The 26,894-nt window shown below is 42.7% G+C and carries 22 protein-coding genes; 8 read left to right on the plus strand and 14 right to left on the minus strand.

Translation table 11 applies throughout. The features are described from left to right. Positions 1-223: 223 nt before the first annotated feature. The 7 genes from AB3N61_RS02665 to AB3N61_RS02695 form a co-directional block, all read right to left on the minus strand. A complete protein-coding gene (locus tag AB3N61_RS02665) occupies positions 224-604 on the minus strand; it encodes an iron chaperone (RefSeq protein ID WP_020768674.1) in 381 nt (126 codons plus the stop codon). Between the two features lie 31 nt (positions 605-635). Continuing rightward, the gene (locus tag AB3N61_RS02670) at positions 636-1,373 is read right to left on the minus strand and encodes a TetR/AcrR family transcriptional regulator (protein ID WP_367898415.1); all 738 of its coding nucleotides are present in this window, start codon (positions 1,371-1,373) and stop codon (positions 636-638) included. A 478-nt stretch (positions 1,374-1,851) separates the two neighbouring features. Further along, positions 1,852-2,925 (minus strand): hypothetical protein, encoded by a 1,074-nt coding sequence (locus tag AB3N61_RS02675; protein ID WP_367898416.1) that lies wholly within the window; start codon positions 2,923-2,925, stop codon positions 1,852-1,854. Positions 2,926-3,015: 90 nt separating this feature from the next. Next, complete coding sequence (locus tag AB3N61_RS02680; RefSeq protein WP_367898417.1) at positions 3,016-4,599, minus strand: cytidylyltransferase domain-containing protein; 1,584 nt, start codon at positions 4,597-4,599, stop codon at positions 3,016-3,018. Beyond that, the gene (locus tag AB3N61_RS02685; RefSeq protein ID WP_367898418.1) at positions 4,574-6,133 is read right to left on the minus strand and encodes a spiro-SPASM protein; all 1,560 of its coding nucleotides are present in this window, start codon (positions 6,131-6,133) and stop codon (positions 4,574-4,576) included. The genes AB3N61_RS02680 and AB3N61_RS02685 overlap by 26 nt, the downstream gene beginning before the upstream one ends. Before the next feature lie 38 nt (positions 6,134-6,171). Beyond that, positions 6,172-7,164, minus strand: coding sequence for a putative peptidyl-prolyl cis-trans isomerase (locus tag AB3N61_RS02690; protein WP_367899046.1), 993 nt, complete (start codon positions 7,162-7,164; stop codon positions 6,172-6,174). A gap of 94 nt (positions 7,165-7,258) precedes the next feature. Beyond that, positions 7,259-8,482, minus strand: coding sequence for an aspartate kinase (locus tag AB3N61_RS02695; RefSeq protein ID WP_020768546.1), 1,224 nt, complete (start codon positions 8,480-8,482; stop codon positions 7,259-7,261). A gap of 139 nt (positions 8,483-8,621) precedes the next feature. On the opposite strand from AB3N61_RS02695, the gene AB3N61_RS02700 reads away from it, so the two are divergent. Further along, entirely contained in the window at positions 8,622-10,442 is a 1,821-nt protein-coding gene (locus tag AB3N61_RS02700; RefSeq protein ID WP_367899047.1) for a sodium:solute symporter family protein, read from the plus strand. A 50-nt stretch (positions 10,443-10,492) separates the two neighbouring features. Here AB3N61_RS02700 and AB3N61_RS02705 read toward each other — a convergent pair whose 3' ends face one another. From AB3N61_RS02705 to AB3N61_RS02715, 3 genes are read right to left on the minus strand one after another with little or no spacing between them, the layout of a single operon-like run. Next, on the minus strand, positions 10,493-11,902 hold the full coding sequence (locus AB3N61_RS02705) for a pectin acetylesterase-family hydrolase (protein WP_367898419.1): 1,410 nt from the start codon (positions 11,900-11,902) through the stop codon (positions 10,493-10,495). A gap of 27 nt (positions 11,903-11,929) precedes the next feature. Further along, positions 11,930-13,339, minus strand: coding sequence for a sensor histidine kinase (locus AB3N61_RS02710; protein ID WP_367898420.1), 1,410 nt, complete (start codon positions 13,337-13,339; stop codon positions 11,930-11,932). Further along, positions 13,336-14,064: a LytR/AlgR family response regulator transcription factor gene (locus AB3N61_RS02715; RefSeq protein ID WP_020768574.1), complete on the minus strand. Its 729-nt coding sequence runs from the start codon at positions 14,062-14,064 to the stop codon at positions 13,336-13,338. The genes AB3N61_RS02710 and AB3N61_RS02715 overlap by 4 nt, the downstream gene beginning before the upstream one ends. A gap of 591 nt (positions 14,065-14,655) precedes the next feature. Between AB3N61_RS02715 and AB3N61_RS02720 the strand changes: the two genes are divergently transcribed. The 3 genes from AB3N61_RS02720 (at position 14,656) to AB3N61_RS02730 (ending at position 16,731) form a co-directional block, all read left to right on the plus strand. Continuing rightward, positions 14,656-15,405, plus strand: a complete 750-nt coding sequence (locus tag AB3N61_RS02720; RefSeq protein ID WP_020768618.1) for a YebC/PmpR family DNA-binding transcriptional regulator — start codon at positions 14,656-14,658, stop codon at positions 15,403-15,405. A gap of 232 nt (positions 15,406-15,637) precedes the next feature. Beyond that, positions 15,638-16,123, plus strand: coding sequence for a crossover junction endodeoxyribonuclease RuvC (locus tag AB3N61_RS02725; protein ID WP_020768667.1), 486 nt, complete (start codon positions 15,638-15,640; stop codon positions 16,121-16,123). A 17-nt stretch (positions 16,124-16,140) separates the two neighbouring features. Further along, positions 16,141-16,731, plus strand: coding sequence for a WG repeat-containing protein (locus tag AB3N61_RS02730; protein ID WP_367898421.1), 591 nt, complete (start codon positions 16,141-16,143; stop codon positions 16,729-16,731). A 14-nt stretch (positions 16,732-16,745) separates the two neighbouring features. Here the strand turns inward: AB3N61_RS02730 and crcB are convergent, their stop codons facing one another. Genes crcB through AB3N61_RS02745 form a run of 3 tightly spaced genes read right to left on the minus strand, consistent with a single transcriptional unit; the run spans position 16,746 to position 18,626 of the window. Further along, positions 16,746-17,102, minus strand: coding sequence for a fluoride efflux transporter CrcB (crcB, locus tag AB3N61_RS02735; RefSeq protein WP_367898422.1), 357 nt, complete (start codon positions 17,100-17,102; stop codon positions 16,746-16,748). Next, entirely contained in the window at positions 17,099-17,875 is a 777-nt protein-coding gene (locus tag AB3N61_RS02740; protein WP_020768650.1) for a type III pantothenate kinase, read from the minus strand. Before AB3N61_RS02740 ends, crcB begins: the two co-directional genes overlap by 4 nt. Before the next feature lies 1 nt (position 17,876). Then, positions 17,877-18,626, minus strand: coding sequence for a biotin--[acetyl-CoA-carboxylase] ligase (locus tag AB3N61_RS02745; RefSeq protein ID WP_367898423.1), 750 nt, complete (start codon positions 18,624-18,626; stop codon positions 17,877-17,879). A 170-nt stretch (positions 18,627-18,796) separates the two neighbouring features. Here AB3N61_RS02745 and AB3N61_RS02750 point away from each other — a divergent pair, with 170 nt between their 5' ends. Together AB3N61_RS02750 and AB3N61_RS02755 are read left to right on the plus strand one after the other, a co-directional pair. After that, positions 18,797-21,934: an efflux RND transporter permease subunit gene (locus AB3N61_RS02750; protein WP_367899048.1), complete on the plus strand. Its 3,138-nt coding sequence runs from the start codon at positions 18,797-18,799 to the stop codon at positions 21,932-21,934. Further along, positions 21,912-23,387, plus strand: a complete 1,476-nt coding sequence (locus AB3N61_RS02755) for a TolC family protein (protein WP_367898424.1) — start codon at positions 21,912-21,914, stop codon at positions 23,385-23,387. Before AB3N61_RS02750 ends, AB3N61_RS02755 begins: the two co-directional genes overlap by 23 nt. A gap of 34 nt (positions 23,388-23,421) precedes the next feature. On the opposite strand, the gene AB3N61_RS02760 is transcribed toward AB3N61_RS02755, so the two are convergent. Beyond that, complete coding sequence (locus tag AB3N61_RS02760; RefSeq protein WP_020768551.1) at positions 23,422-25,185, minus strand: acyl-CoA dehydrogenase family protein; 1,764 nt, start codon at positions 25,183-25,185, stop codon at positions 23,422-23,424. Positions 25,186-25,532: 347 nt separating this feature from the next. On the opposite strand from AB3N61_RS02760, the gene msrB reads away from it, so the two are divergent. Continuing rightward, positions 25,533-25,928, plus strand: a complete 396-nt coding sequence (gene msrB, locus AB3N61_RS02765) for a peptide-methionine (R)-S-oxide reductase MsrB (protein WP_036088999.1) — start codon at positions 25,533-25,535, stop codon at positions 25,926-25,928. Between the two features lie 15 nt (positions 25,929-25,943). Then, positions 25,944-26,789, plus strand: a complete 846-nt coding sequence (locus AB3N61_RS02770) for an isocitrate lyase/PEP mutase family protein (protein ID WP_367898425.1) — start codon at positions 25,944-25,946, stop codon at positions 26,787-26,789. Positions 26,790-26,894: the final 105 nt, after the last annotated feature.

A 26,894-nucleotide genomic window follows, 5' to 3' on the forward strand; every position in this document is an offset into this window, starting at 1 on the left:
CGCCAAGATGGATTCCAGGGCCTTACATCTGACGAGCGTCTAGCTCAAGATCTGTACAAAACAATTTCTGGAATGTATTCTCTACCTTCCCTTTCGCCTGCATATCCTGTGCAGAACTTCGGGTCGCTTTGCCATCCTGGCTTCGCTCTCAGGCTAAGAATACATTCCATGCTATTTAACAGTATTTTTGAGATAGACTCTATACTAGATCGTCGGTCTTTCCTTATTGTAAGGTCTTTTTTAGCAAGGTTTTCAAATAAGAAGAAGGGAACTTCTCCTTATCCTTGATCAATACACAATTCTTACCGTTTTCCGACTTGGGAAACTTGGCACGAAATGCCCTGACAAAAGATTCTTCGCAGAAATAGACAGAAAGATGGTTTTTATGGTTCGAGAATGCGACCCATCGCCCATTCCTCTCGAAAGTAGGCATACCATATTTCAGACTTTCTCTTAGATCCGAAAATTCTTCGCGGATCGAATCCACCAAATCCTTTAATTTTTCACTCCTCATGGAAGGAGTTTTTTCTAAATAGTCCTCCACGTCCGGATTTGAATTAGAATCCAATCTGGGGAGTGTGGGAACTAAAGCATAAAGTAACATATTTTGTCCTAGGGGCAGGACCCTATTTCACTTAACCTGCGTTCGCAACTAATGGTAACGGTTCCAAGCTTGGGGTAGAAACGGCACCACCTTTGAAAAGTCGAGCGAGTTCGCTCCAATCTTCTCTGCTAAAATAATCCAATCCGCCTTCCGGACAGCCGAGCAGATCTTCTATCGTCTTGTGATAAGAAAGCATCAGATCGTAGATATCCTCTTCCGAATCTTTACTTTTTCCTAAAAGGTAGAAGGCTACTTTTTCTCCCAAAGCATCGCTTAGGTCGAAAACGATGGACGTCAGGTGGTCTGCTCTCAATTGGCTTTTGAGAGAACCGTCCTGTTGGCCTTCTACGATCAAAGAAGCGAATAACGGAAAACTTAAGTCTACGGATTTGCGTCTTATCTTATCCCTTAATTGAAGATTGCTGGCGGAGAAAAGAGATTCTAGAAGAAAACGGATCTCTTCTGATTTTCCTTTTTTCCAGTTTCTTGCAACTATGAGCGCTTGGCGGAGTTTTTCCAAACCGGTGCCTTCAGATCCCAAATCTCCAATCTCTGCTTGCATCGCGGCGTGGCCTTCTTTTGCGAATTGCACTGCGATCTCTTCTAAAAGTTCTTCTTTAGATTGGAAGTGGTGGTAAAAGGTTCCTTTAGCTATATCTAAAGCGGATAGAATATCCTGGATGGATGTGGTTTCGTACCCTTTTTCAAAGAATAGCCGTCTGGATTCGTTGAGAATTCTTTCTTTTGTGGAGATTTTTGCTGGGATCATTGTGGTTCCTCCTGCTAAACCGACGGTCGGTATAGACCGTTAGTCGGTTTTGACAATACATCCGACTATGCGTCGGTCAAACATATTTCTAAACAAAGGCCAAAAAAATCAACAAAGGAAACAAATAAAATGAAAAATGTTTCCTGACTTTCTGGCGGAAAAACCGGCGGTCGGTCTATAGGCTTGCCGGGAATGGAGATCCAGCGGAATCTAAATTCCGCGCAGCTTCCGAATCATACATTGCCCTAACCTGGGCACGTTAGTTACTCTTGGCCGCGTCCCTCGCGAGCTCGGGTCGGGCTCTCGCCTTCGGTCAAAAAATCGTATTCACGATTTTTATGACCCCGGCTCGATCCCTCGCGGTTACTAAATTCAATATTTTCTTTTCTTTGTGTCTCTGCATGATAATATTATAATTCTTTAATTTCACACATAGACACAAAGACGCGGAGGGCTTTGGGATGATTGGAGGCGTTTTCTATTTCTTGTTTAATTCGGAAACGATCGTCTTTAATAAAGCTACTGTCTTTATATCTATCTCAGGGTCTTCGGCAAAGAAATGATCACTCTTTTCTGCAAGGATGGTTAAACTATTCGGAGCCAATAGATCGGGGAGAAGAGCCAGTCCGTCATTCGGTCCTAGATCTTTCATCATACGATACTTATCCGAAGCGAACCTGGAAATATTTCCGGATAAAGACATTCCTATATAATTCATTATAAGAATATGTTTTGGAATATTATTTTTTCTGAATCTAGCATGGCTGATCTCGGACCTCATACTGTCGAAGCTCCCCATTCTCCATTTTTTGATCCAGACCACAAAATCGAATAAACTACCTTTGAATCCTTTTGAGAATATATCTAATAAAGGAGAACCTTGTAAGATACCTCCTAGGTTTAACCACGCTTTTACATGTTTTGTCTCATTCGGTTTGAGGTAATTCCCTAAGGCTAAATGGATCGCAGGTCCGGCTGAACTTGCCCCTCCGATCAGTAATTTTTTGTTTTTGGATTGTCGGATCGTCTCCGACAAGAATATTGCATTTTCTTCTACACTTCCGATCGGATCTATTTCAACCAATCTTACATTAAATCCTGCGTTTTTTAGAAGGACTCTTGGTTTGGCAAAATCTGCTCCGGTAAGATGACCGTTGTCCGCATAATCGAATCCAGGAACTAAAAGTATATCGTATTCATTCTTTATGAAAGAGAGTTTGTTATTTCTGGCATCGTTCAGGTATTTTAGAAAATCTTTTTGGAGTTTTGTATTACCTTTTTGTTTTAATATTTTATAAGTAAAATAGATGGCAGCAAAATCCAAAGAAGTCTGTTTGGAAATCTCTAGTAAGATATTTCTATCCGGGACCTGTTTGGAATATTCGGAATGTATCTGATCGATCTTGTTATCAAATGAAGAATTCGACTTTTTTCCGTTTAAATAATTCTCCAGATAATATTGAGCTAGTTCCGAATCTAAGGTGGTCTTGATATCCAACATTTCCAGCTTAGAATCTACTTTGAATTTAGGTGCGGAGAAAAAAGGGAACATACTTACAATCATTCCAGGTCTTTCGAAAGTGCAAAGAAATTGGACCGTTTTCCGGACAGATCAAGAAATAATTTATGATTTTCCGGGTTTTTAGTGGAAATAAGAATCTATCTTGTCTAACAGAAGCGTATATCCATTCTCTCCGACTGTTTTTGTTCCAAGGGAAAAATCCGTTTTACGGCTCAAATCAGTGAATGGTATATTACATTTCTCTAAAACGTAAGAAAGTTCTGTATGAATTGGAGATATGGAGAAGGTCGCGGAAGGTATTTTTAAGAACAGGGCCTCGAAAAGACTTTGGCCGAAATATCCTAAAAACTTTTCAGAAGATCTCAATGTTTGTAAATACAGGACTCTTGAAAGTCTTGGGAAATATTCTATCTCATTTGTTTTGGGAGGAGTTCCTCCGATCCGAATTCTTTTTTGGGAAGAATTTTGGATCAGGAATCGATCCAGATTTTCGGATTCTTCTTTTCCTAGGTTTCCTGCGTAACAAAAGATTTCGTATTCTTTAAGGGGATTTTTTTCTTCGATCGTTGCAGAGGAGATCAAGTTGGGTGGAATTAAGATTTGTTCCCAGTTAAAAATCCGATCGTTTTGGGGATGCGGAAGAAGGTCCCAAAAATCGTATTTTTTCTTCTCTTCTCCGAAATGATCTAAAAGTAGAACTTTTGTTCTTTGGTAAGGGACTTGGATTTTTACATCCCTATAGTCTATTAGAAGAATATCATATTCTCCGTCTTTGGGAAATGTGGAGAGCCATTCCGGTTCCCAGCCTCTATAAGGTAAAAAAGAATACAAAAGAGAAGTCCGGGAAAAATGCCCGGACCCGAATTCTTTTGCAGGTGCAACTAAGACCCCTATCTTTCCTTTGATCTTTTCGTTCGGAGAAGGCAGGTTAAATCTTACCTGAGGAACATCCAAATTTTTTCGGAAGAGAGAAGGTGATTCATTCTCCCATTCTAAAAATTCTTTTGTATTAAAATTGCATATTGATTCGAACGATCTTTGAGTAAGTAGATCGGATATCGTTTCAAAATCTTCAGGGGTGTCCACGGTCAGTCTGAAATTTGACAACCTGGAGCCTTCTTCTTTTGTCAATAGACTAGGAATAGCGGTGATCTTATATAGATTCGGATTTTCTTTTATATGAATACTTACATGTTCTTTATGTCTTTCTTCTTGTTCTGAGGCCGAAAGATTTAAAAGGGCGGAAGTTCTGAATACTTCTCCTCCTGTTCCAAGAGGAAGTCCCTTGAAATAAGCCAGATCCGAATCCGATTCGATAAACGTTTGGATAAGTAGATCCAGATGAGTCGTATCGTAAAATGGATTGTCGCCTGTTAGCCTTAGGATCGCATCCGCTTCGAATTTTGCGGAAGCAAGAATATACCTTTGTCGAACATCTTCCAATGGTCCGGAGAAGTGTAACATTCCATTCTTTACCAAAAAGCTTTCGAGTTCCGAATCTCCTTCCGGAATGAGGTAAACGATCCTTGAATTCGGTAAAATTTTTAAGACCCTAGAATGGATATGGTCCAAAATCGTTTTATCCGAACCTGGAGGGATCGGACGGATTACTTTTTTGGGGAATCTGGTGGATCCGGTCCTCGCCTGTATAAAAGCGAATAAAGAACGGATCTTCGGTTTAAGCGTTGAATGTATACCACTCATCGCAGGAAATACAAGGGGCAGGAATTGATTCGTGTTCTCCTTTTGCGGAAGAAGTGAAGAACGGATTTCCCTTCGCCCAGATTTGTTCCAGGGAATCCTTGTTTAGATTTCCGATGGAATGTTTTTTAGAACCGGGAGTTTGTTTGCAGATGGAAACGTCTCCGTCCGCATTTAAATACAGGTCTCTGGAGATATGCCAGCAGAAATCCCTGCCCAAAGGTGTCAGGTCGGAGGCTCTACGTTGAGGGAGAATGTCCGAATAAGAATTATATTTTTGTAAAATGATTTCGAAACCTTCCTTTTGAGCTTGCTCATACCAGGAATCCAATTCGGAGTCTACTTCTTGGATTTTTAGGAATTGGAGATAAATGGAGGACTTGGGTAGGACCTGAGAAACCGCGTCTAAATTTTGTAAAACCATATCCAGGTTCTCTTTCCCATAAAGCCCTGAATATACCTTTTTATCCCTGGTGGTGAGATTTACGATCAAGTTGATCTTCTTCTTTTCTTTTTCATTTAGAGAGGAAAGTAAATTAATAAAACCGGAAAGGTCCGAATATAATGCGGACTCGATGAACAGTTCTTTTAGATTCGGAGAAGCTAAAGTTTTTTGGACCAATTCCGCAAAATTTGGATGAAGTGTGGGTTCTCCCAATCCGCCAAAACATACACTATACGGGAGTCCTAGATTTTCTGCCTGGGATAAAAGTTTATCCAAGACCTGAGGATTTAAAACTATATGATCATCTTCCGGTTTTAGATTTTGTCTAGGACAAAAATTACATTCGTACTCACAGCCTCTATACAATTCCACTTCGTAATAACTTGGGGCGGACCGGAATATTTCAGGATGGGAGATCAGGAAGGGTTGGAGTTCATCATACTTCCAGTTTTCCTTCTCCTTTAAAAGGGACGATAAGAGCCTGAAAGATCTAGGGTTATTTGCGGAGAAGTCCAATCTCCATTGTCGAAGATCGGGAGAGGTATAAAAGATCTCGGTATCGAATTGGTTGATATTTTTGGCCAAAAAGTCTTGCGTCCCGCCCGAATATTCAGCGGGAAGACTTCTTACAAATTCTCTGGAAAGGATCCTCGGCACAATGCCAGGGGGAAGATTTTCGGAATAAGAATATTGAGCTAAGTATTTTTCGTGGCGAAGGATCAATTCTTCGGTAAGAGCGGGATCCAACAGAGGCGCAAATCCGTCGAAAACAAGAAAACATGTCTCGTCCCATTCCGGGTCCCCCGTCCTGGAGGCTGGGAGCATATCGCAGATCTTAGAGAAAAATTCCGCTTCCGATCCGGATTCTATAATTATAAAATCAGAATATTCTAATTTTTTGCTGATCCTTTTTGTTTCTTCGGCTGTTCCGAATGTTCCATTGGAATAAACGGGAATACCTTTTAAAACGGAAGACAATTTTTTGAGAGTAAGTTCTAAATAGGAAAGAGAAGTCTGCGCATCTAAGTTTCCTTTTGTGGAATTAAGATCGGTCGGACGATAAAATACGACTGCTTGGGGAGGAAATTTCATATTCTGTTCGAGATCCGTTTCGCTTCGAATTTCCGAACTTAATCCAGGGTAAAGGTCTCTTGCTGGTCCGGGATCTTATTCTCTTTCTTATACGCTTCGTCAAAGATCTGTATCGGCACGGTTGACCTGGATTCTCTTACCCATTTTATAAAATTTTCGTCTTCTTTTTCGCGACTGAGAAGATTGATAATTCCCTGGCGTACGTTGTCCAAAGGAGTAGGTCTTTTGCCTTCTACCTTGACGATACAATAACGTTTTCTTTCGTCCCTGAAAACTTCAGAGACCGAACCCACCGGTATCGTGGATAATGCCACAGCAACGGAACGATTCGTTTTATATAATTCAAAGGAAGAGATCCAATCGATAAGTCCCTTTCTGGCTCGTAAAACAGCATCCGTATTTCTGGGGGAACCGGCAATCAGGCTGAAGGAAGCCGGATCGGATTGGATACTTTTTTTGATCTCACTTGCTTCTTTATGTATTCTGGATTCTTCCGCGATCGTATCATTATTGGGGGAGATTGCGATCTGTCTATACTGCACTTCAAACCCTACTTTTTCTCTGTTCTGAGCATACCATGCGCGGATATCCTTATCTGAAGGAGGATGGTTGGGGACCTTGTATTGCATGAGCTGCGTTTTTTTGATCTGATACGGAAGTTCTGTATACCATAACTCGTAAGACATTCCGGAACTGGACTCGACTGCCTTTTCGAATTGTTTACGAGAGGTGATCCCCATATACTCCATTCTTTTTTCGATCTCACTCTCTAATCTTTTTTCGTTCACCTGAATGGATTCGTCTTCCGCAATGGAATCCACTACGGCTCTGTCTATCAGAAAGTCTATGATCCTCGAGCGGAGAGATTTTCTCATGTCCTCACTTTTGAGGTGCTTAGAGAGTTTTTGGTATTTTTCCTGAGCGTCGTCGAAATCTAATTCGCTGATGGATTGATTTCCAACGGTTGCGATAATCTTATTCAAGGATTCAGCCGGTCGGATCTCGGCAGTGAATACACTTAGAGAAAGTATACCGGAGAATAAGGCGAGCTTACGTGAAATTGAAGGGGAGGATCCCGGAAAAATTCCTAACACAGGGAAAAGGATGCTCCCGATCCTCTCTTGTTCAACCGTTTTTCGAAAGCCCGAAGGTCTCGTGGATCTTGTTTACGGCAGTTTCCGCATGAATTCTTGGAATTACGCAGGAGATTTTGATCTCTGAAGTGGAGATCATTTCAATATTGATCTCTTTTTCCGCCAAAGCTTTGAACATTTGAGCCGCCACTCCCACATGGGATTTCATTCCGATCCCAACCGCAGACACGATAGAGATCTCCTCGTTGATCTCAGGCTTTTTGGCGCCTTGGGAATTAGAGAAGGATTCCAGGATAGGAAGAGCTTGGACCAGGTCCTTTTTAGGAACCGTGAAGGAAATCGTATTTCTTCCATTATAAGGAGAAGATTGAACGATCACATCCACGAGAATATCTTTGGAGCTTAGGTCTCCGAATAGAACTGCTGCAAGACCCGGTTTGTCCGGAACATCCGCGATCGTAATTCTGGCTTGGTCGTTCTTTGCGGTAACGCCGCTTACTTTCAATTTTTCCATAATTTTGTCCTCGTTTACAACCAAAGTCCCCGGATTATTATTAAAGCTGGAACGTACATGAATGACTACGTCATAGTTCATTCCCAATTCCACACTTCTGGAATGAAGAACTCCGGCGCCTAAACTTGCGAGTTCCAACATTTCCTCATAAGTGATCTGAGAATGTTTGCTGGCCTGGGGAACAACTCTCGGATCGGCGGTATAGACTCCGTCCACATCGGTATAAATTTCACATTCTTTTGCACCAAGTACAGCAGCTAACGCTACCGCGGAAGTATCCGAACCGCCTCTTCCCAAGGTAGTGATGTTCTCGTTCTGATCTATTCCTTGGAATCCGGCTACGATCACAACGTTTCCTTCGTTTAACGCTGCATCTATTCTGGAACGATCCACTCCTTGGATCTTTGCATTGGAGAAGTTCCCGTCTGTGATCATCTTGATCTGGGAACCCGTGAATGACTTTGCTGGAACTCCTAGATCCCAAAGAGCCATTGCAAGAAGAGCGATGGAGACCTGCTCTCCTGTGGACAATAACATGTCCATTTCTCTCTTAGGAGGATTTTTGGTGATCTTATCGGCCAGATCCACCAATTCGTCCGTCGTGTGCCCCATTGCGGAAACGACTACGACAACATGGTTGCCTTCTTCATGATAACGTTTGATTCTTCCGGCTACGTTCCGGATGCGATCGGGAGATCCAACGGATGTTCCCCCGTACTTTTGGACGATTATGTTTGCCATCGCTGCCTACCATCTTTTTGGGCTCGGGGCGGGGATCAAGATAAATCAAATCTAGACGGCTGGAAAGAATCCTTGTTTTCAAGGAAAGTCGGCCGATCTTTATGGAGAGTTCTCCCTCCTTTGGGAGAAGGGGGACCCCATTTTTTTTCCTATCGATTGGTACCTGATCTTAGCGTATATCATTTTCGCTTTTTCGGTCGGACTTCTTCTTTCCTCTAAGGCGGGAGAAAGTCTGAGTTCCTACTTTGTCGCGGATAGAAAACTTCCTTGGTGGTGGCTCGGGACTTCCATGGTTGCGACCACATTTGCAGCGGACACTCCCTTGGTTATTACCGGAATGGTTGCTTTGGATGGGGTAGGCGGAAACTGGCTCTGGTGGAGTTGGGCGATCGGTTATCTGATCATTACCGTATTCTTTGCAGCATCTTGGAGAAAGGCAGAAGTTCTCACAGACGTTGAATTCGTAGAACTACGATACTCCGGAACAGGCGCAGCAATATTAAGAGCGGCCAAGGCATTCTTTTTAAGTATTCTTTTCAATTCCATCATACTGGGCTGGGTTTTTAAGGCAATGTCCAAGATTACCGCTCCTTTTTTGGATTGGAATGTATTGCTTGGCTCAGAAGTATTCAGTTCCATCTCCGATGTTTGGCCGGACTTTTTAATATTAGGAGATTTGAATACTACACTGACGGTTCTTATTCTTTTCTCGGTAGTAGTCTTTTATAGCAGTATGGGTGGGATCCAAGGTGTGATCCTTACGGACTTATTCCAGTTCGCTTTAGGAATAGGCGGTGCGATCGTATTTGCGATCTTCGCAGTCCAATACGTAGGCGGATTAGAAGGTCTGTATTCCAAATTAGAGACCTTATATCCTGGAAAATCGGAATCCATCATTTCTTTTTGGCCAAGGATAGGAGAAGAAGAACACGGACTACCTCTTCAGGTTTTTCTAATATTCGTAGGTGTACAATGGTGGATCCAATATCATTCGGACGGATCGGGATATTTAGCCCAAAGATTACATACTGCAAAAACTCCTAAGGATGCGGAATTAGGTTCTCTTTGGTTCAATATCGCAAACTTTATTTTACGCACCTGGCCTTGGGTACTAACAGGACTCGTATGTCTGGTCGTGTTCCCTTTACATGATGCGGATTTATTCCAACCTGCCGGTGCAGTCGTTCAATCGGATAGAGAGATCGCATATCCGGTACTGATGAAGATCGTTTTACCCGCCGGGTGTTTGGGATTGGTATTCGTAAGTTTGATGGCTGCGTTCATGTCCACTGCGGATACTCATATCAACTGGGGTGCCAGTTATCTAGTAAACGATCTTTATTTAAGATTTTTAAAACCGAATGCCAAGAATAATGAAACAGTTATCGCGGGAAGGGTAGCAGTAGTTTTGATGGCGGGGATTGCGATCTTAGTCGCAACTCAGATGAACTCAATTGCATCCGCATGGAAGTTTTTCCTTGCCATGGCTTCCGGTTTGGGGCTACCTCAGATCTTAAGGTGGATCTGGTGGAGAGTGAACGCTTGGACGGAATTGTCCGGAATGGGAACAGCCCTTGTTCTTTCATTAATTTTATATAAAGTATATCCTAATGTAAACGCGGATTACCTTCTATTCTTTACCGCTTTGGGAAGCGTGATCGTTTCCATTCTTGTGACCTTTTTAACTGCTCCTGTTCCGGACCAAGTGTTGGACATATTTGTAGCCAAGTTACAACCTTTCGGTTTCTGGGGAAAATGGGGCGGGGTTTCCGTTCGTAAAAAATTCTATTATAGAATTCGGATCTGGCTATTGGCGATCTTCTCCTTATACGCTTGGCTTTTCGGGATAGGATACCTTCTGCAATTAAAATATGCGTTAGGCGGTATCTTCCTTTTATCGGGTGTGATTTCTGGACTTATAGTTTTGAAATTATGGGAAAAGAAGGATTTGCTTCGATAAGCGGGATTAAAGAAAAGAGAAGGCGGCATCAACCGCCTTCTCCAGAGAGATCATAGTAAAAGGTTAACTAACGCGAACCAGAAATTCGTTACGTTTGCATCGTTCGGATTCACACTTTCAAAGAAACTCCTAAAAGTAGAACTTCCTAATAGATAATTATTGATGAAGGTCCCGAGTGTAATACCGGTATTTTCTATCTCCGTTCCGGTAAACTCCACAATGGAAGTACAATGACTTTCATTGATACTTCTGTAATACGGTATAAAATATTCTAGATTCGGAAATCTATCGTATTGCGCCTTCAAATTCTCGATATCCTGAGCCCAAAGAGTGGAAAGGATGTATTCCTTGTCCGCCGGATTATTCTCATCTAATCCGTAAAATCTTGCGTACGAATACATGGAATAATTGGCATCCCTTCTGAACAGAGTAATCGCCAATTTATCGTTCGGATATTTTTGGGCCAAGGCCTCGCTGATTTTTCCATAATCCGCACGAATATCTATGGAAGGAAAATCAGGTTGAGCTTTGCTGATAAAATACTCCGTATTCCAGGCGTCTTTGATCTTTTGGTGTAAGGGCCATTGATTCCCGAATCCAGGAGCTGGAAATATCGGGCCGGAATCGTTCAATAGATAACTTTTGGAAGGACTTAAAGCTTTTCTAATGAAGTGATAATTGATCAAAGAACCTGCACCCCCTGCACTACATCCGGAAACGAGCATTTCTTTCGGCTTATTAAAATTGTTTTTCAGCCAATTGATGACTAGCTCCATATTTTTGGCGCCTACGTGTCGATAGGTGATCGGAGGATTTTGTCCGGTTGGATCCGAATAAGTCGCGACCTTATTCCCCGCGTACACGTCGCCTGTGCAGTACGGAAGAAAGACCTTATTCCAATTGGAAGTCTTAACGTTCTGTCCTGTAGGATGGTTTCTTAATATGATCGGTGAGATTACCGCATTGGGACTTCCTCCCGGAACATTCGGATCTAATAATGCTCCAAAGTTCATGTGATTATCGGGAATACCGTTCGGATTGGCGGCTCCTCTGATACCGGTCTGTCCTGTACAACTTTCGTAATCCCAACAAGCTCCTCCGGGTTCCAAATATACCAATAATCTGCTGGAATATCCTAAGAGCCAATCCAAGATCCCATCGGCCCGATCTACGAATATTTTGTAAGGGGTTCCGTTGCTGCACACAGCGCCCGGAATATACACTACATCGTAAGAGCCATAAACCACACTCGTTAGGTCGTCCAAAATATTTTGGGCCTTTGGATCCGTGTTATCTAATCCGGCCAGATCACCCGCTTGTTTTTCGGGAGACTCTAAAAGTCCTCCTAATAAAGCCAGGTCTTGCGTATTGTTCGTATTTTGCTCAGGACTACAGTAAAACAACGTTACGGATAACGTTAGTAACAATCCTGACCACCAAATTCTCTTCACATCTTTCATTTTGATTTGCCTCCAGTTCTTAACTCCCTATTTCGCTTTTGATTGCGGAAATTCTAATATCACCTTGGCTCCTCCGAGTGTTTCGGAGTTACCTAGGCGGATACGGATCCCCATTCTATCCAATAATTTTTTAGCCAATGCTAGTCCGATCCCGCTAGAGGATTCGGATCCGGTCGGCTTTGCGGAGAGAATGGAAAATTCCCTGAACATGTTTTTTTCGTCTTCGGGTTGGAATCCCGGTCCTGAATCTTCAATTTTGATAATTAGAATTTTCTCATGTAGTTCCGAGATAAGTTCGCTTTTGAGCGATATCTCCGAATTTTCAGGGGAGAATTTGGCGGCGTTACTTAATAAGTTGTCGAATATTCTATACAATATCTGAGGATTTGCCTGAAAGTAAAAGTTATACTCCGAGAGATTATCTTCTATCCTAATGTTCTTTGAGGAGAACAGGAAGTTTAGATTGCAAGCGACCGATTTTAATAATAGTTCCGGATTCAAATTTTGGCTTTGATTTTCGATCGTTTCCGTATCTCCGGAACTTGCGAGATATAAAACATCTTCAATGGATTCTAAAATTTTGCGGGATGTCCTATCTATATGATCCAGGATTTCCGGAGGATCCGCATAAGAAGAAGTGAGCCGAATCGAAGGAGAAATATGACTAGGTTCTCGCGTATAAAGTCCCACCAAACTTATTATCCCGGTGACGGGACTTTTGAGATCGTGAATCGCGATCCTTAGGATTTCAGATTTTTTAATGGACTCCATTACTAGTTTTCGGTTCAGATCTCGGATGGATTGTTCCTTATGAAAAGAATTCACCTTGGTAAGAAAACTGATCAGATCCAATAAAGTTGTCATGACCATGGTAAAGAAAAAATTCTGGATCAGAAAAGATGAGTTTTTTCCCAACCAGAACATTGCCGCAAAAAATACGGCGTAGTTAGTGAAATAAATAACCTTCTTCGTTTTATCAGGATAACGAAGGAGCACTGCGATTCCTAATTGGGTGAACGCGAATAAAGAAATATCCGTACCGAATTGGAATATAAGCAAGTTCATTGCCGTGCCTGAGGAAGTTAAGAACAAGGTTCCTGCAACAGCGATCCATCTTCTGTTATTTTCACTTTTTAGAACGGGGAAATTTAAAAGGACAGTGAAAAGGAAACAACCGGGAATAAAAATCGAGTTATAAATTAAGAGAGGAAAGTAACCGGAATTTTTTAGAAAGTCGGCCCAATCCAAAATGGCAAAAGGAATGTACACTACGAATAAGAACGGGAACAGATATCTAAGTATTAAATAAACTTCGAAGTAAGCGGATCGGATAAATTCCTCGTTACTTCTGACTTCTCTTAGTATCTGGAAATGTTTTTTTATGAATAGTATGAAGTTTTTAGCCCTAAACCGAATGGCTACGTAGAAATGTTTCACGGCAGACCTAAGACCTTATGATTCGAATTTTTGAATATGGATAGAAGTCGACTACCTTGAGATCGACTAACGGGGATATTATGGTTCGTATACAATAGGAGCCGGTAGGTAGTAGGGTTTTTAAATAAGATCTTTTTAACTTCTTCCAATCTGACTAGGTAACTTCGGTGAGCTCTGAAAAATCCGTGGACTTCCAAATCTTTTTGGAGTTGGTCTAAGGTCTTTCTGACTTTTTCCTCGTTTCCATCTTTGGTAAATAGTCTCGCATAATTTCTTTCCGATCTGGCGAATACAATATTCTCCGGTTCGATAAGATTGATCCCTTCTTCTTTTTTGAGAGGAATTCCTTTGAGTGAGAATACGTTCGGATGTGATGAAAGATATCTTTGGATGGAGATCCCGAATCTTTCTCTTGTGATCGGTTTTGGTAGGAAATCTAAAACGGAAAATTCGAAAGCTTTTACGGCGTTGTCTCTTTCGGAAGATACAATGATTGTTTGGAAAAAACTTCTACTTTCGATTTCCAGGAGTTTAAAACCGGTTTCTCCTTTGAGGTTTATATCCAAAAATAATAGGTCCAAAGGATTTTTTCTTATAAATTCCGCCGCAGAACCCGGATCGGAAACCGTATGGATACTTTGTATCCTTTCGTTCAAAAATTCTTTCGCTAAAATTTCCAAACAGCGAGAGGATAAAACATCATCTTCTACGATTAGGATTCGCATACGCGGGAGTTTACTCCAGGTTCTAAAATAGTCAATTTATTAGGGATAAAGAGATCACATATCGGGACGAATGGATCGTTTTATGCAAAACGATTGTTATTAATAACGCTTGGACTTTTTGTATAAGTCCTCTGATCGATTGATATACGTTATGCGAAATATTGGCGGTCCCCTCGCTTCGCTCGGGTCGCGCTGCTACGGGTTCGCGCATTCGCGCTCATCCGGGCAAGCCCGGACTAAAGCCCTTCGCATCCCTACCGCTGGTATCTCACGCAGAGGCGCAAAACCGCAGAGATTTGGTCCACAAAGATCGCACGGAGATCGCAGAGTTGGCACACTAAAAAGCAGAAACTTTATAAATATTTAATATATTTTTTCTATTCTATTCTATGCCGGTTCGGAGGGGTTGGACTCCGAGTTTTTTAGGACTTTCGGTTTGGATTTCTTAGAGGGTTGGACAGGCCAAAAAGGATGGACAGACTGGAAAAACCGGGTTTTGTTGAAAAAGTGGGACCGGTTTTTAGCCGGCTTTCCTATTTTTGATCTTATATTTTATTCAACGATCTATTCTTAAATGTAAGGGGAAATCCGATGTCCGGGCATAGTAAATGGGCAACGATTAAGCGTAAAAAAGACGCGATTGATTCTAAAAGAGGGGCGATTTTCACCAAGGTGGTCAAGGAGATCACTGTCGCGGCTCGTATGGGCGGAGGAGACATTAACACCAATCCAAGGCTTCGACTTGCAGTGTTGAAGGCAAAGGCCAGCAACATGCCCAAGGATAATATTGACAGGGCGATCAAAAAAGGGACCGGAGAATTGGAAGGTGTTGTGTACGAAGAATGCCTTTACGAATGTTTCGGGCCTGGCGGAACTGCGATTATGGTGGAAGCGGTAACGGATAAAAAATCCAGGACCACTCCGGAGATCAAAAGTATTCTTACTAAGTTGGGCGGTTCTTTAGCAACGACAGGTAGCGTTAGTCGTCTTTTCGAAAGAAAGGGGATTATCGTAATTCCTTCTGAACAAATTTCCGAAGAGGAATTATTCGAATTAGCGGTGGGCGCAGGTGCGGAAGACGTTCAGAACGAGGGGGAAGTTTTCAGAGTAATAACTTCGCCGGAAGATTATGAAGCGGTCCAGACCGCTTTGACCGACAAAGGGATCAAGTCGGAAGAGTCGGAAATCAAATTCGTGGCTTTAGTCGGCGCGGAAGTTTCCGACAAAGAGATTGCGGAAAAAGTAATGAAACTGATCGACAATTTGGAAGGTCACGACGATGTCCAAAGTGTGAACTCCAATTTCGAACTTTCTCCGGAGTTAGAAAAAGAATTCGGCTGAGATTTTTCTCCGATTTCTTTTGCGGTTAGATTGGTGATTAGAGGATTTTGTTGGAATTCCAACAAAATTTTGTAATACGAAATTCGATTGTCGGTTTGAGGGATTTATGATAATGGGGATTGTGCTCTCCCACGAGCCACTCCCCCCACCCGAAGCCGGGCGGGGGCGCCCGTCTTGCCCATGTAGGAGTTCCTACAAATTAGTTTAATTTTTTAACTCAGGAGTCTTTTTGGTGAAAATTTTAGGAATAGACCCTGGGTCCCATCGTCTGGGTTATTCCGTTCTTCAAAAAGATAAGTCGGTGATTCGTGTTCTCACTTACGGCACAATTGAAGTTCCGAGTGGAACAAAAAGTCCCGTCAATCTAATCGCGATTCGCAGACAATTGGACGCAATCCTGGATGAATATCATCCGGATCTGGCTTCCGTGGAAGAATTATTTTTTGCTAAGAACAGAACGACTGCCGCCAGAGTATACGAGGCGAGAGGAGTTGTTTTATTAACATTAGGAGAACATAATATTCCCTTGGTCGAGCCGACGGCTTCCCAAATCAAAAAGGGGACTACCGGTAGCGGTATAGCTGATAAAAAAGACATTAAAGCGGCTCTTAAACTTCTTTTAGGTCTGGAAAATTTGACTGGGCATGACGATTCTTGGGATGCTATTGCGTCCGCTTACGTAGGTTTTGCGATGAGCGGATCATTTAAAAAAAAATGATACATTGGAGGATAGATATGGATCGGAAATTTTTACCTTTTGTGATTTTGGCTTTTTTGCCTTTGCTCGTTTTCTGCTCTAAAAAAAACCAATTAACCGCTTTCGAAGAAAACGGTCTTTACGGTTATAAGGACCAGAACGGAAAAGTCCAGATCTCCCCTCAATATTCCATCGCTTACGATTTTAATGAGAATGGAGTAGGTTTTTCTTTCAGCAAAGACGGATGGGTCTGTATCGATCCTCAAAACAAGGTCTTATTAAAGGTGTTCCCTTTTGATAACGGTCCGGATTATTTTTCGGAAGGTTTGGCTCGATTTGTAGAAGGTTCTAAATTCGGATTTTTCGATGCTTCCTGTAAAAAGGTGATCTTGGCGAATTACGATTTTGCATTTCCAATCCTTCACGGTTTCTCGCTTGCTTGCAACGGTTGTGGATCCGAAAGCGACGGCGAACATTCCACCATTCATGGAGGGAAATACGGCCTGATAGATAAGACGGGAAAAGTTATCGTCCCGATTGAATACGATTTTATCTCGGAAATTAATCCGGAGACTAAAACGGTAGAAGTATCTAAGGGAAATACTAAGAAACAGATCAATCTTCCCTGAGAGCGATCGGTTTCTTATTTACTTAAATATACGCCTAAAAACACGGCGGTGATACAGATCGTCGTGCTAAGTACTATGTATGCAAAAAAACTAAAATAGCTTCCTGATTGCAAAAGTTTAAGATTTTCTAAGGCGAAAGCGGAGAAGGTCGTAAATCCTCCGCAAAATCCTACTGTCGCAAATAGTCTGACTTCTTCCGAAATTTTTCCCTGAGCTAATCCGTAAAACACCCCGATCAACAGAGAGCCTAAGATGTTTACTACAAATGTGGAGATCGGAAAAAGACCGGAATCTTTAGGGAACGTTTGGGAGATCATGTATCTGCAAACGGATCCGAAAAACCCTCCTAACCCTACGAGCAAAAAATTCATTTTGTATTATCTTCGTATAATATTTGCAGTCCCCGTAAGGTAAGTAGGGGTTCTATCTTATCGAAAATTTTTGGATTTGCGGCATGGATGGTCGTCACAAGCCCTCCGGTTCCGATTACCTTGTAATCGTTTCCGTAAGCTGCTCTGACTTCTTTGATTATACCTTCTAACAGTCCTATCCATCCGAAAAAAAATCCCGCTTGTATGGATTCTATAGTAGAATCTCCTAATATTTTAGAAGGCGCTTGGAATACGATCGGAGGCAATTGTGCGGTATTTCTGGTCAAGGCGTCCATAGAACCTTTGAGCCCCGGTGCGATCACGCCACCCAAATAATCGGGAGTATCATCCACAACACAGAATGTGGTGGCGGTTCCTAGATCAATGATGATCGATTTTCCCGGATGGTCCTTTACTGCGGCTGCAGCATTTACCAATCTATCTGCGCCTATCTCGAATGGTCTGGCATATTTGATCCCAAAAGGTAACTTCATTTGGTATTGAACTCTGATCGGTTCTATCTGAAACCAATCGTGGATCATTCTTTCAATGATCGGATTCAGCTGAGGGACAACCGAGGAGTAGATACCTCCCGCGATCAGGCTGCTATCAATTTCGAATTCTCGGAGAAAACCCTTAAGGTAAAGTCCCATCTCGTCGGAGGTCCTATCTCTTCGAGTGACTGTTCTCTTATGAAAAATCGGCTCCTTGGAACCGTTCTTATAAATACCAAAGACCGTGTTGGTATTTCCAACGTCGATTACTAGGATCATTCTATTCCAAGGACCTAAAATCCTCAGGGCTGTCAATGAATTCGACCATGTTTCCGACCGAGGTCCGGGCTAATAATTTTCCCTCATCATTCACTCCCAGTAGTGTTGCGGTTTTTTGTTCTCCGCCTTCGGTCCAGGCAATGGTTTCTCCTTTCCAGAGAAGTTTTTCATTTATAAATTCTGTTCTTTTTTCTCCGCTTGAAATTGCGAGTACTGCATCGTTCAACAGAGGAAGTAATGTTTCTAAAAATCGACTCTTTCGTCCTTTTTCGTTTTGATCGATTGTGATAAATCCCGCATCACCTAGATAATCCGGAATTTTAGTACCGTACAGATTGGCCCCTATGCCTAAGATCCAATCCCAAACTTCTCCTTCTTTTTCCGTCTCGATCAATATACCGCAGACTTTTTTTCCATTTAAATAAATATCGTTCGGCCATTTGATCCGAAGATCTTTTTTACTAGCAGAAGGGTATACGGCCAAAATCGTCTTTGCGACTGCGATCCCAACATATAAGGAGAATAGACCGGGAGACGATAGGTTGGAATCGGAAGAGAATTTGCCGGAAAAAATAAAAGGTTCTTCTCCTAAAATACTCCAGGTTTTTCCCTTTCTTCCCCTTCCGGAAGATTGAAAATCCGCTAGGATCCAGGACCCAGCCGGGAATTCCTTTCCTTTTAGGGTGGTATTTGTGGAACCTGCTTCCGAGAGAAAGATTCCTTTTTCGGGATCCAATAATTGAAACGACATGAGTTCTGTTTAGTACCTTTTTACGATCCTTTGGACAAGAAAAAATCTGGCACTTGTGCGAAAAAGACAGGTCCTATAGCTATACAAAAATCCCTCCCAATAAATACAGAAAGAAAGAGGTTCCTTTGAAGCTTTCCGAGGTTTCTATTCGCAATCCGATTTTTGCATGGATGATGATGGCAGCGATCATTCTGCTGGGAAGTATCGGCTTTTCCCGTATGGGTCTTTCTCAGATGCCGGACGTGGATTTTCCCATCGTAAACGTTACTCTGAATTTGACCGGAGCGAATGCTCAGGTCATGGAGACCGATGTTGTAGATCCAATCGAAGAAGTTTTGATGACAGTCCAAGGTGTGGTAGAAGTCCGTTCGGTCTCTACGGACGGTTCTGCCACAATCACGGTTGAGTTGGAGCTCAAACGTGATGTCGATGTTGCCGTTCAAGAGATCCAAACGAAGATCGCGCAGGTGAGCAACAAACTTCCGGACAATCTGGATCCAGCAATCATTATGAAGTCCAATCCGGACGATCAGCCGATTATTTGGATTACGTTGACCGCTACTAACAGAAGCGAACAAGAGAAGATGGTCTTCGTTAAGACTAGGCTTAAGGATAAATTCCAAGAAATTCCAGGAGTAGGCGAAATCATTCTGGGCGGGTACGTAGACCGCACTATCAACGTATTCTTGGATCCGATCCGTCTTTACAGGGCGGAACTTACGGTAACCGATATAATCAATACTTTAACGGAACAGAATATTGAAGTCCCGTCCGGAAGGGTGCAAAATAAAATTTCGGAAGTTTCTTTAAGAGCGGTGGGCGATGTTCCGACTGTAGAACAATTTTCTAATATATATATCAACTCCAGAAGCGGAGCCGCGATGTTCCGTCCTATCCGTTTGAGGGAAGTCGCCAAGGTCGAAGACGGTCTCGATGAGATTAGGAGGATTTCCAGATTTAACGGAGTATCCTCAGTTGGCCTAGGGATAAAAAAGGTCAAAGGAGCAAACGCCGTAGAAGTCGGAGACTTGGTGAAGGCCAAGTTAGAGGAGCTTAAACCGACTCTTCCTTCCGGATTCGAACTGAATATTTCCAATGATAATACCACTTTTATCAGGGACTCAGTTCATGAATTAATTTTTACTTTGATACTTTCCTCCCTGCTTACGGGAATTGTTTGTAGATTGTTCTTGGGAAATTGGAGTAGTACTTGGAACGTTCTTCTTGCGATACCTACCTCCGTGATGGGAACTTTTTTAATCCTGTATTTTGCAGGTTTTACATTAAATACATTCACATTGCTCGGTCTTTCTTTAGCGACGGGTATTGTAGTGGATGATGCAATCATGGTGCTCGAAAATATCAGTAGGCATAGGGAATCGGGTAAAACTTGGTTCCAGGCTGCATTAGATGGCGCGTCCGAGATCAGATTCGCTGCGTTAGCTGCTACACTGGCGATCATTGCGATTTTCCTACCGGTTGCGTTTATGTCCGGGATTATCGGTCGTTACTTCTTGGAATTCGGTGTTACTGTTTCCGTAGCGGTGGCTCTTTCTCTTTTTGAAGCTTTGAGTTTTACCCCGATGAGAGCTTCTCGTTATAGAGAAAGTAAAGAAGCCCAGAAAAAACAAAGATCCAAATCACCATTTACTCTGCCTTCGGATACTCTTTTTTCTAAACTAAAAAATATCGCGGATCGTTTTTCCTTTTTCAAACGAATGGATCCTGTGATAGAGAATTTTCTTCAATTCTCCGAGAGAGTTTACGGAAGAGTTTTAGAATTTGTAATTCGTAAACCGGGAACAGTGATTGTTTCTTCTATTCTGTTTTTTGCATTGTCCCTCGTCTTTTTGTTCTTACTGAAGAAGGAGTTCATTCCTCCTCAAGACATGGGAAGATTTATTGTCCGAGCTAAAATGCCGATCGGTTCTTCTATCATACGCACGGACGAAGCAATGAAGAAGGTGGAGAATTATCTCAGCTCTCGTCCGATTGTGGAAAAATACATGAGCAATGTGGGCGGAATGGGAGGAACAGAATCCAATACGGGTATGTTCTTTGTTACCATGAAGGGGATGGGCAAACGTCCTAAGAGCAAAAAGACCGGAAGAGAGATCACTCAATCGGAAGTGTTTAGCGAGTTCCGAAAGGATTTGAAAGAGCTTGTGCCTGAGGCAAAATTCTCCGTCCAAGATCTTTCTCAAAGAGGCTTTAGCGCGGGAAGAGGATATCCTGTCGAGTTGGTCTTGACAGGTCCCGATTGGGCTACACTAGCAAAACTTTCCGACTCTATCCGAGAAAAATTAGATTCTTCTAAAATAATTTTGGATATAGATACCGATTATGTTTCCGGACAACCGGAAGTGAAAATTCTCCCGAACAGAGAGGCCGCTGCGCTTCGTGGTGTGAGTATGGCAAATATCGGTAATACGATCGGGCCTCTGATGGGAGGACGTAACGTAAGTCGTTTCACGGAGAATGGGAGGAGTTTCGACGTCCGAGTTAAGATCGATAAGGACATGGGAGAAAATACGGACATCATTCCGAATATCGGAGTTCGGAATACCTACGGAGAGATCGTTCGTCTCAAAGACGTTTTAGTGCTTCAGGCAACCAACACTCTCAAAAATATCACCAGAGTGAACCGAGATAGGTCCATTAAAATTTTCGGAAATCCTCCTAAAGAAAAGGGACAGAATTGGGCGACGACTGAAGCCATCCGGATCGCAAGAGAAATGCTTCCGGAAGGTTATCATGTGGAAGTGACAGGTTCCGCAAAAACCGCATCCGAATCGCAATCCAGTTTGTCAGGCGCTTTGATCTTAGGGATCGTAATGTCGTTTATGATCTTGGCGAGTCAGTTCAATAGTTTAAAACAGCCTTTCTATATTCTTCTTTCCATGCCTTTTAGTTTTTCGGGTGCGTTAATCGCTCTTTGGATAGCGGGGCAGTCTTTCAATATGTATAGTTTTATAGGATTGATCCTGCTCTTGGGACTTGTGAAGAAGAACTCCATTCTTCTGGTGGAATTTGTGAATCATGTCAGAGGCGAAGGGAAGAATATTGCGGATGCGATCCGGGTCGGTTGCCCTGTCCGTTTGAGGCCGGTACTTATGACAACATTCTCTTCTATTGCGGCTGCTATTCCTCCCGCCTTGGCCTTGGGGCCTGGAGCGGAAACAAGGGTACCGATGGCGATCACCATTTTAGGCGGTTTGATCGTTTCCACCTTGATCACCTTGGTGGTCGTTCCGGCCGCTTATTATCTTATGGAAAATGAGAAAGATGAAGTACGTAGATACTCTTAAGAATTATAAAAAAATAATATTCTCTATTCTTGCCTGTTTTCTCTTTTGGGAATGCGCTTCCAGTCCTGAAGTAAAAGTCGCAGACGGAGTAGTGGAAGAAAGTCTGAAAAATATTACGGGGATCACTACCCAGGATGTGGAAAAAACGGTCGCGAAAGAAACTTTCGGTTTGGACGATCTTTATATTCTCGCGGTTGAAAGAACGGAAAGGATTGCCTTAAAAAACGAGGCAACCGAGCAGGCTTTAGCACAGAAGGACAAGGCTTTCGCGGGTTTTATGCCGACTCTTTCTTACGTTTTCAACAAGTTCTATTCGATCCCGGGTCATACACAACAACCTTCTGTAGTAGACAACTATAGAACATATCGTGCAATCCAAAGCGGGGATCCGCTGAGTTTATTACCTTCTTCTACCTCGGGTAGTAATCTTCCTCCTACGGTTGGGGCGGGTTCTCGCTTACTATTGAGCATTCCGATCTCCGCTGGACTTTCTTCGTACCAAGATTACAAAGCCTCCAAAAGTTTGGCAGAGCAGAGAAGATTAGAAGCGAAACATGAAGCGGGCAGAATGTATTTGGAAATCGCTCAGGCTTACTTCAACTTTTTGCAATTGGAAGAAAGTGTAAAAATTTCCCAAGAGGCCTACGAGTTGAACCAAGACTCTTTGCAGGAAAGAAAAAGAATGTATGCAGTCGGAAGGATCATGAGATCCGATCTTTTGAATTCGGAAACGAGTCTTTCCAATGCGGAGGCCGTTCTTGCGGATGCGAAATTCCAATTGGAACAAGTGCGAATCACATTGGCCACAATGGTCGGTTATGATAAACCGATCTCGGTGGCAGGATTCAAAGCGGAACTAGAACCGATCCCCATAGGTATGCAACCTGAAGAATATTTAGCAAAAAGATACGATGTTCTTTCCGCCCATCAAAGTGTTAAGGTGGCCGAAGCACAAAAGGATAAGGCCTGGGTAGGTTTTGCTCCTACAATCGCATTAAATAATTTTTATTCTTTTCCTTATCCTGGGCAAACACATTCTAAAGATATCACAGCCCAGTTGCAGATCACGATGCCTTTAACCCCGTTCTCCCAAATGGCGGATCTAAAAGCGGCCGACTCCGCTAAAAAACTGGCAAAATTAACCGCTTCGCAAACCAGAAGGACCGCCACACAGGAAATTAGGAACGCTTTTGAAAGTTTTAAGAATTCCCAAAAGATATTGGCGATCTACCAAAAAGCATTTGTATCCGCTCAAGAAACTTCCCAGAGCCAGGCCAGCGGTTATCGTTCCGGTAGAAACAGTAGGATAGAAGCGATCGCTTCCAGGATCGCGATGTTAAACTCGGAGATTACATACCGTAAGATGTTACACCAACATTCTTTGAATCGTATCGCTCTTGGAGTTGCGATCGGAGAAATTCCGCATCTTCCTGGAGAAAAGAAGGAAGAATAAACAAACGACCGACGATTGCCGGCCGTTGAAATTTTTATACGGCCGCCGCGGCTTGGCGATTCGCTCTTTCTAGACGTAATAAATTTCCTTCCGCGATCGCTAAGGAATCTATATTATAATCTTGTGAATGTTTAGTTCTTTGTTTTTTCAGATCCCCATCCACATGATTTAGCGATTTCTCTAGTAACATTCCGGCTACAAATCTTGCTGCGATCTCCACAGTTTCGAAAGCTAATTCGTCTTTTGTAAAACCGTCTCCTATCGATTTGTAAGAATGAACCGCCTGTTCCAATTTTTCCCAAAGAGATCTTAGATCGGTAGAGGGAGAAAATTTGGACATTTCTTCTTCTGCATAAGCTCTTAGATGTCCGCTCGCTGCCATTCCGGAAACCACTCCTCCGATTGCTGCTACGATCTGCAATTGAGTGGTTCCTTCGTAGATTGTGGTAATTCTACTGTCCCTGTAGATCCTTGCCACATCGTAATCTTCGGTGTAACCGCTTCCTCCGTGGATTTGGATTGCGTCGGAAGCAAGCGCCACACAACCTTCGGAGGCGTAATATTTACTCATAGGAGTGAATAAGTCTGCAAGTTTTTCCCAACGACGGATTGTCTCGTCTTGGTTCACATCTCTTTCGTTCTTACCTTCTTCTTTGAGCATTCTTTCTTTTTTCCAATGATACAGATCGATAGCTCTTCCCGTTTCGGAAACAAGACATCTTGTGGCTAAAATTTCTCTTTCCATCTTGTCCAAAATTTTTCGGACCGCAGGGATCTTCTCTATCGGTTTGCCGAATTGTATCCTTTCCGAGGCGTATTTTTTTGCTTCGAAATATGCGGCAGTCCCGATCCCTAAAGATTGGGTTGCGATTGTAAGCCTAGCAGCATTCATCATCCCCATGGAATATTTTACGAGACCATAGCCGGTTTTTCCGATAAGTAGTCCCGGAGAATTTTCAAAAACCACTTCGCAGGTAGGAGAACAATGTAATCCCATTTTATGTTCTATCCCCGCGACATGAACGTCCTTCCCTTGTACTAAGAAGAAAGACAATCCTCTAGCTCCGCTTTCGGGGCTTCCGGTCCTAGCTAAAGTAAGAATTACGGATGGAGAATCCACATAACCGCAGGCATGAGTGATAAAACGTTTTGCTCCGTTAATTCTCCAAGTTCCGTCAGGATCTTGGGTCGCCCTAGTTTGCACATTAGGTAGATCGGAACCGTAATTAGGTTCAGTTAAAGCCATGGCCGCGCTGAATTTTCCTGCGGCGATCTGAGGCAGCCATTCGTTGCACATTTCGTCGGAAGCATATCTTTCCATGATCTCGACTATATTAATATTTCCGTATGCTAGACAAAATGCCGCATCCGCTCTGGCAGCAATCTCGCACATCATGGATTGAACGATCGCTGGCAGGCCCAAACCTCCGTACTTTCTGGAGATGGAAATAGGCATAAGCCCCGCATCCTTTAAGGTTTTATAACATTCTTCTTGTGCTTTCGGGAATGTGACCTTGCCGTTCTCGTATTTTAACCCTGTTTGGTCCATTTCTTTACTACGAGGAGCAACAAAGTCCCCCATAATTTCTCCTAAAGCATCCAGAGTAGATCTATAATAATCTACTGCTTCCTGCAAATTAGAAGGTGCATATGCATATCTTTCGTCGTTAGTCTCTTTATATTTGGCGGCGTCATGGAAGTCGCCTTCGTATGCCGCTACAATCTCTTTCCAATCTATAAGATTATCAAAATGAGTTTGTAAGTCGGTGTTATCCTGGAAATAGTTTCCCTGAATCATTTGTATTCTCCCTGTCGCTTAGAGGTCTTTAGGTGTACTGCTTTCTTAAGCTCGTGTCAAGTATTACCTGATTACTTCTTTTTTAGAATATAGACTTTGGTTTGTAATGCGAACAAAGGAGGAGAACCGAACAGGTGTTTGGAATATTGTTTACACTTTACAACTCGAGCAATACAATAATTTAACTTATAAAGTAACCTTTTTCATTGGAAATTCGAAGTTTCCGGTGAGGGATAGAAACTATGGGTCGACTCGGATTATGGATCGGTTTTATATTTTTATTGGGAAACTTTCTATTGGGATGTTCCGAATCCGTAGGAGCTCCAAAAGAAAAGAAAGGGGGTAAGATGAAGTACGAAGTCCAGAAGTCGGAAGAAGAATGGAAAAAAGTCCTAAGTCCGGAACAATACCGGATCATTAGAGAGAAAGGGACAGAGAGAGCGTTTACCGGAGAATATTATTATAATAAGGAAAAAGGAAAATACCTTTGCGCTGCGTGTGGCGCCGAGTTATTCAGCTCAGATACTAAATACGAATCGGGAAGCGGCTGGCCTTCTTTTTATAAACCTGCTGCGGACAAGTCCGTCCTATCCGAAACGGATACAAGTCATGGAATGACACGGACGGAAGTGCTCTGCTCCAGATGTGGAGGGCATTTAGGGCATGTTTTCCCCGATGGCCCGGAGCCTACCGGGCTTAGATACTGTATCAATTCAGCATCTTTAAAATTTAAAAAAGATTAATATTCAAAGGAAAGTATGACTCCCGTACAAAACAGATTAGGCGAAATATTCCGAAACCTACATTCAAAGGATATCTTTGTGATGCCTAACGCTTGGGATGCGGGTAGCGCTCGTATGTTGGCGGGGGCGGGATATTCCGCGATCGGGACTACGAGTGCAGGTATCGCTTTTGCGGCCGGGCTACCCGATCACCAGATTATGAGTAAAGAAGACATGCTTTCAGAAGTAAAATCTATCGTGGACTCCGTCGGAATTCCGGTAAGCGCGGATCTGGAAGGAGGTTACGGGATCCAGCCTTCGCAAGTCGCTGAAACGGTAAAACAAGCGATCGGTATCGGAGTGGTTGGGTGTAATATAGAAGACCTGAGCGGCGATCCTTCTTCTCCTTTGTTGGATGTCAAACTTGCCACGGAAAGAATTCATGCGATCCGAAAGACTGCGGATCAAAGCGGTGTTCCATTTACTCTCACTGCAAGAACGGATGCCTTCTTAACGAATCATCCCAACGCCATGGAAGAAGCGATCGCTCGTTGTAATTCATATAAAGAAGCGGGAGCAGACTGTCTTTTTATACCCGGGATAGGAGATCCTCAAACGATAGGCACATTAGTACGTTCTATCAACGGTCCTCTAAATGTAGTCATGGGTTTAAGTCATAACCAACTTACTGTCGAGGAATTAAGATCTCTTGGGGTTCGGAGAATTAGTATAGGCGGAAGTCTTGCACGAGCCTGTTTTCATCTCATTCGTCAAGCTGCACTTGAAATAAAGAATTCAGGCAGTTTTACTTATGCGAATCATCAGTATTCTCATAAAGAATTATGCGATTTTTTTGCGGAATACGAGGCTAATACCAAATGACATTCTTTCACTTTCTATAGAGTGGAAGGACATAAAATTCTGTTTGCGCCTCGGGGCTGAGAATGGATTCTACCCTAGGGCGGGATTTTCGCCCGCGGTAGAAAC

This window comes from Leptospira sp. WS58.C1 (assembly GCF_040833995.1).
GTDB lineage: Bacteria > Spirochaetota > Leptospiria > Leptospirales > Leptospiraceae > Leptospira_B > Leptospira_B cinconiae.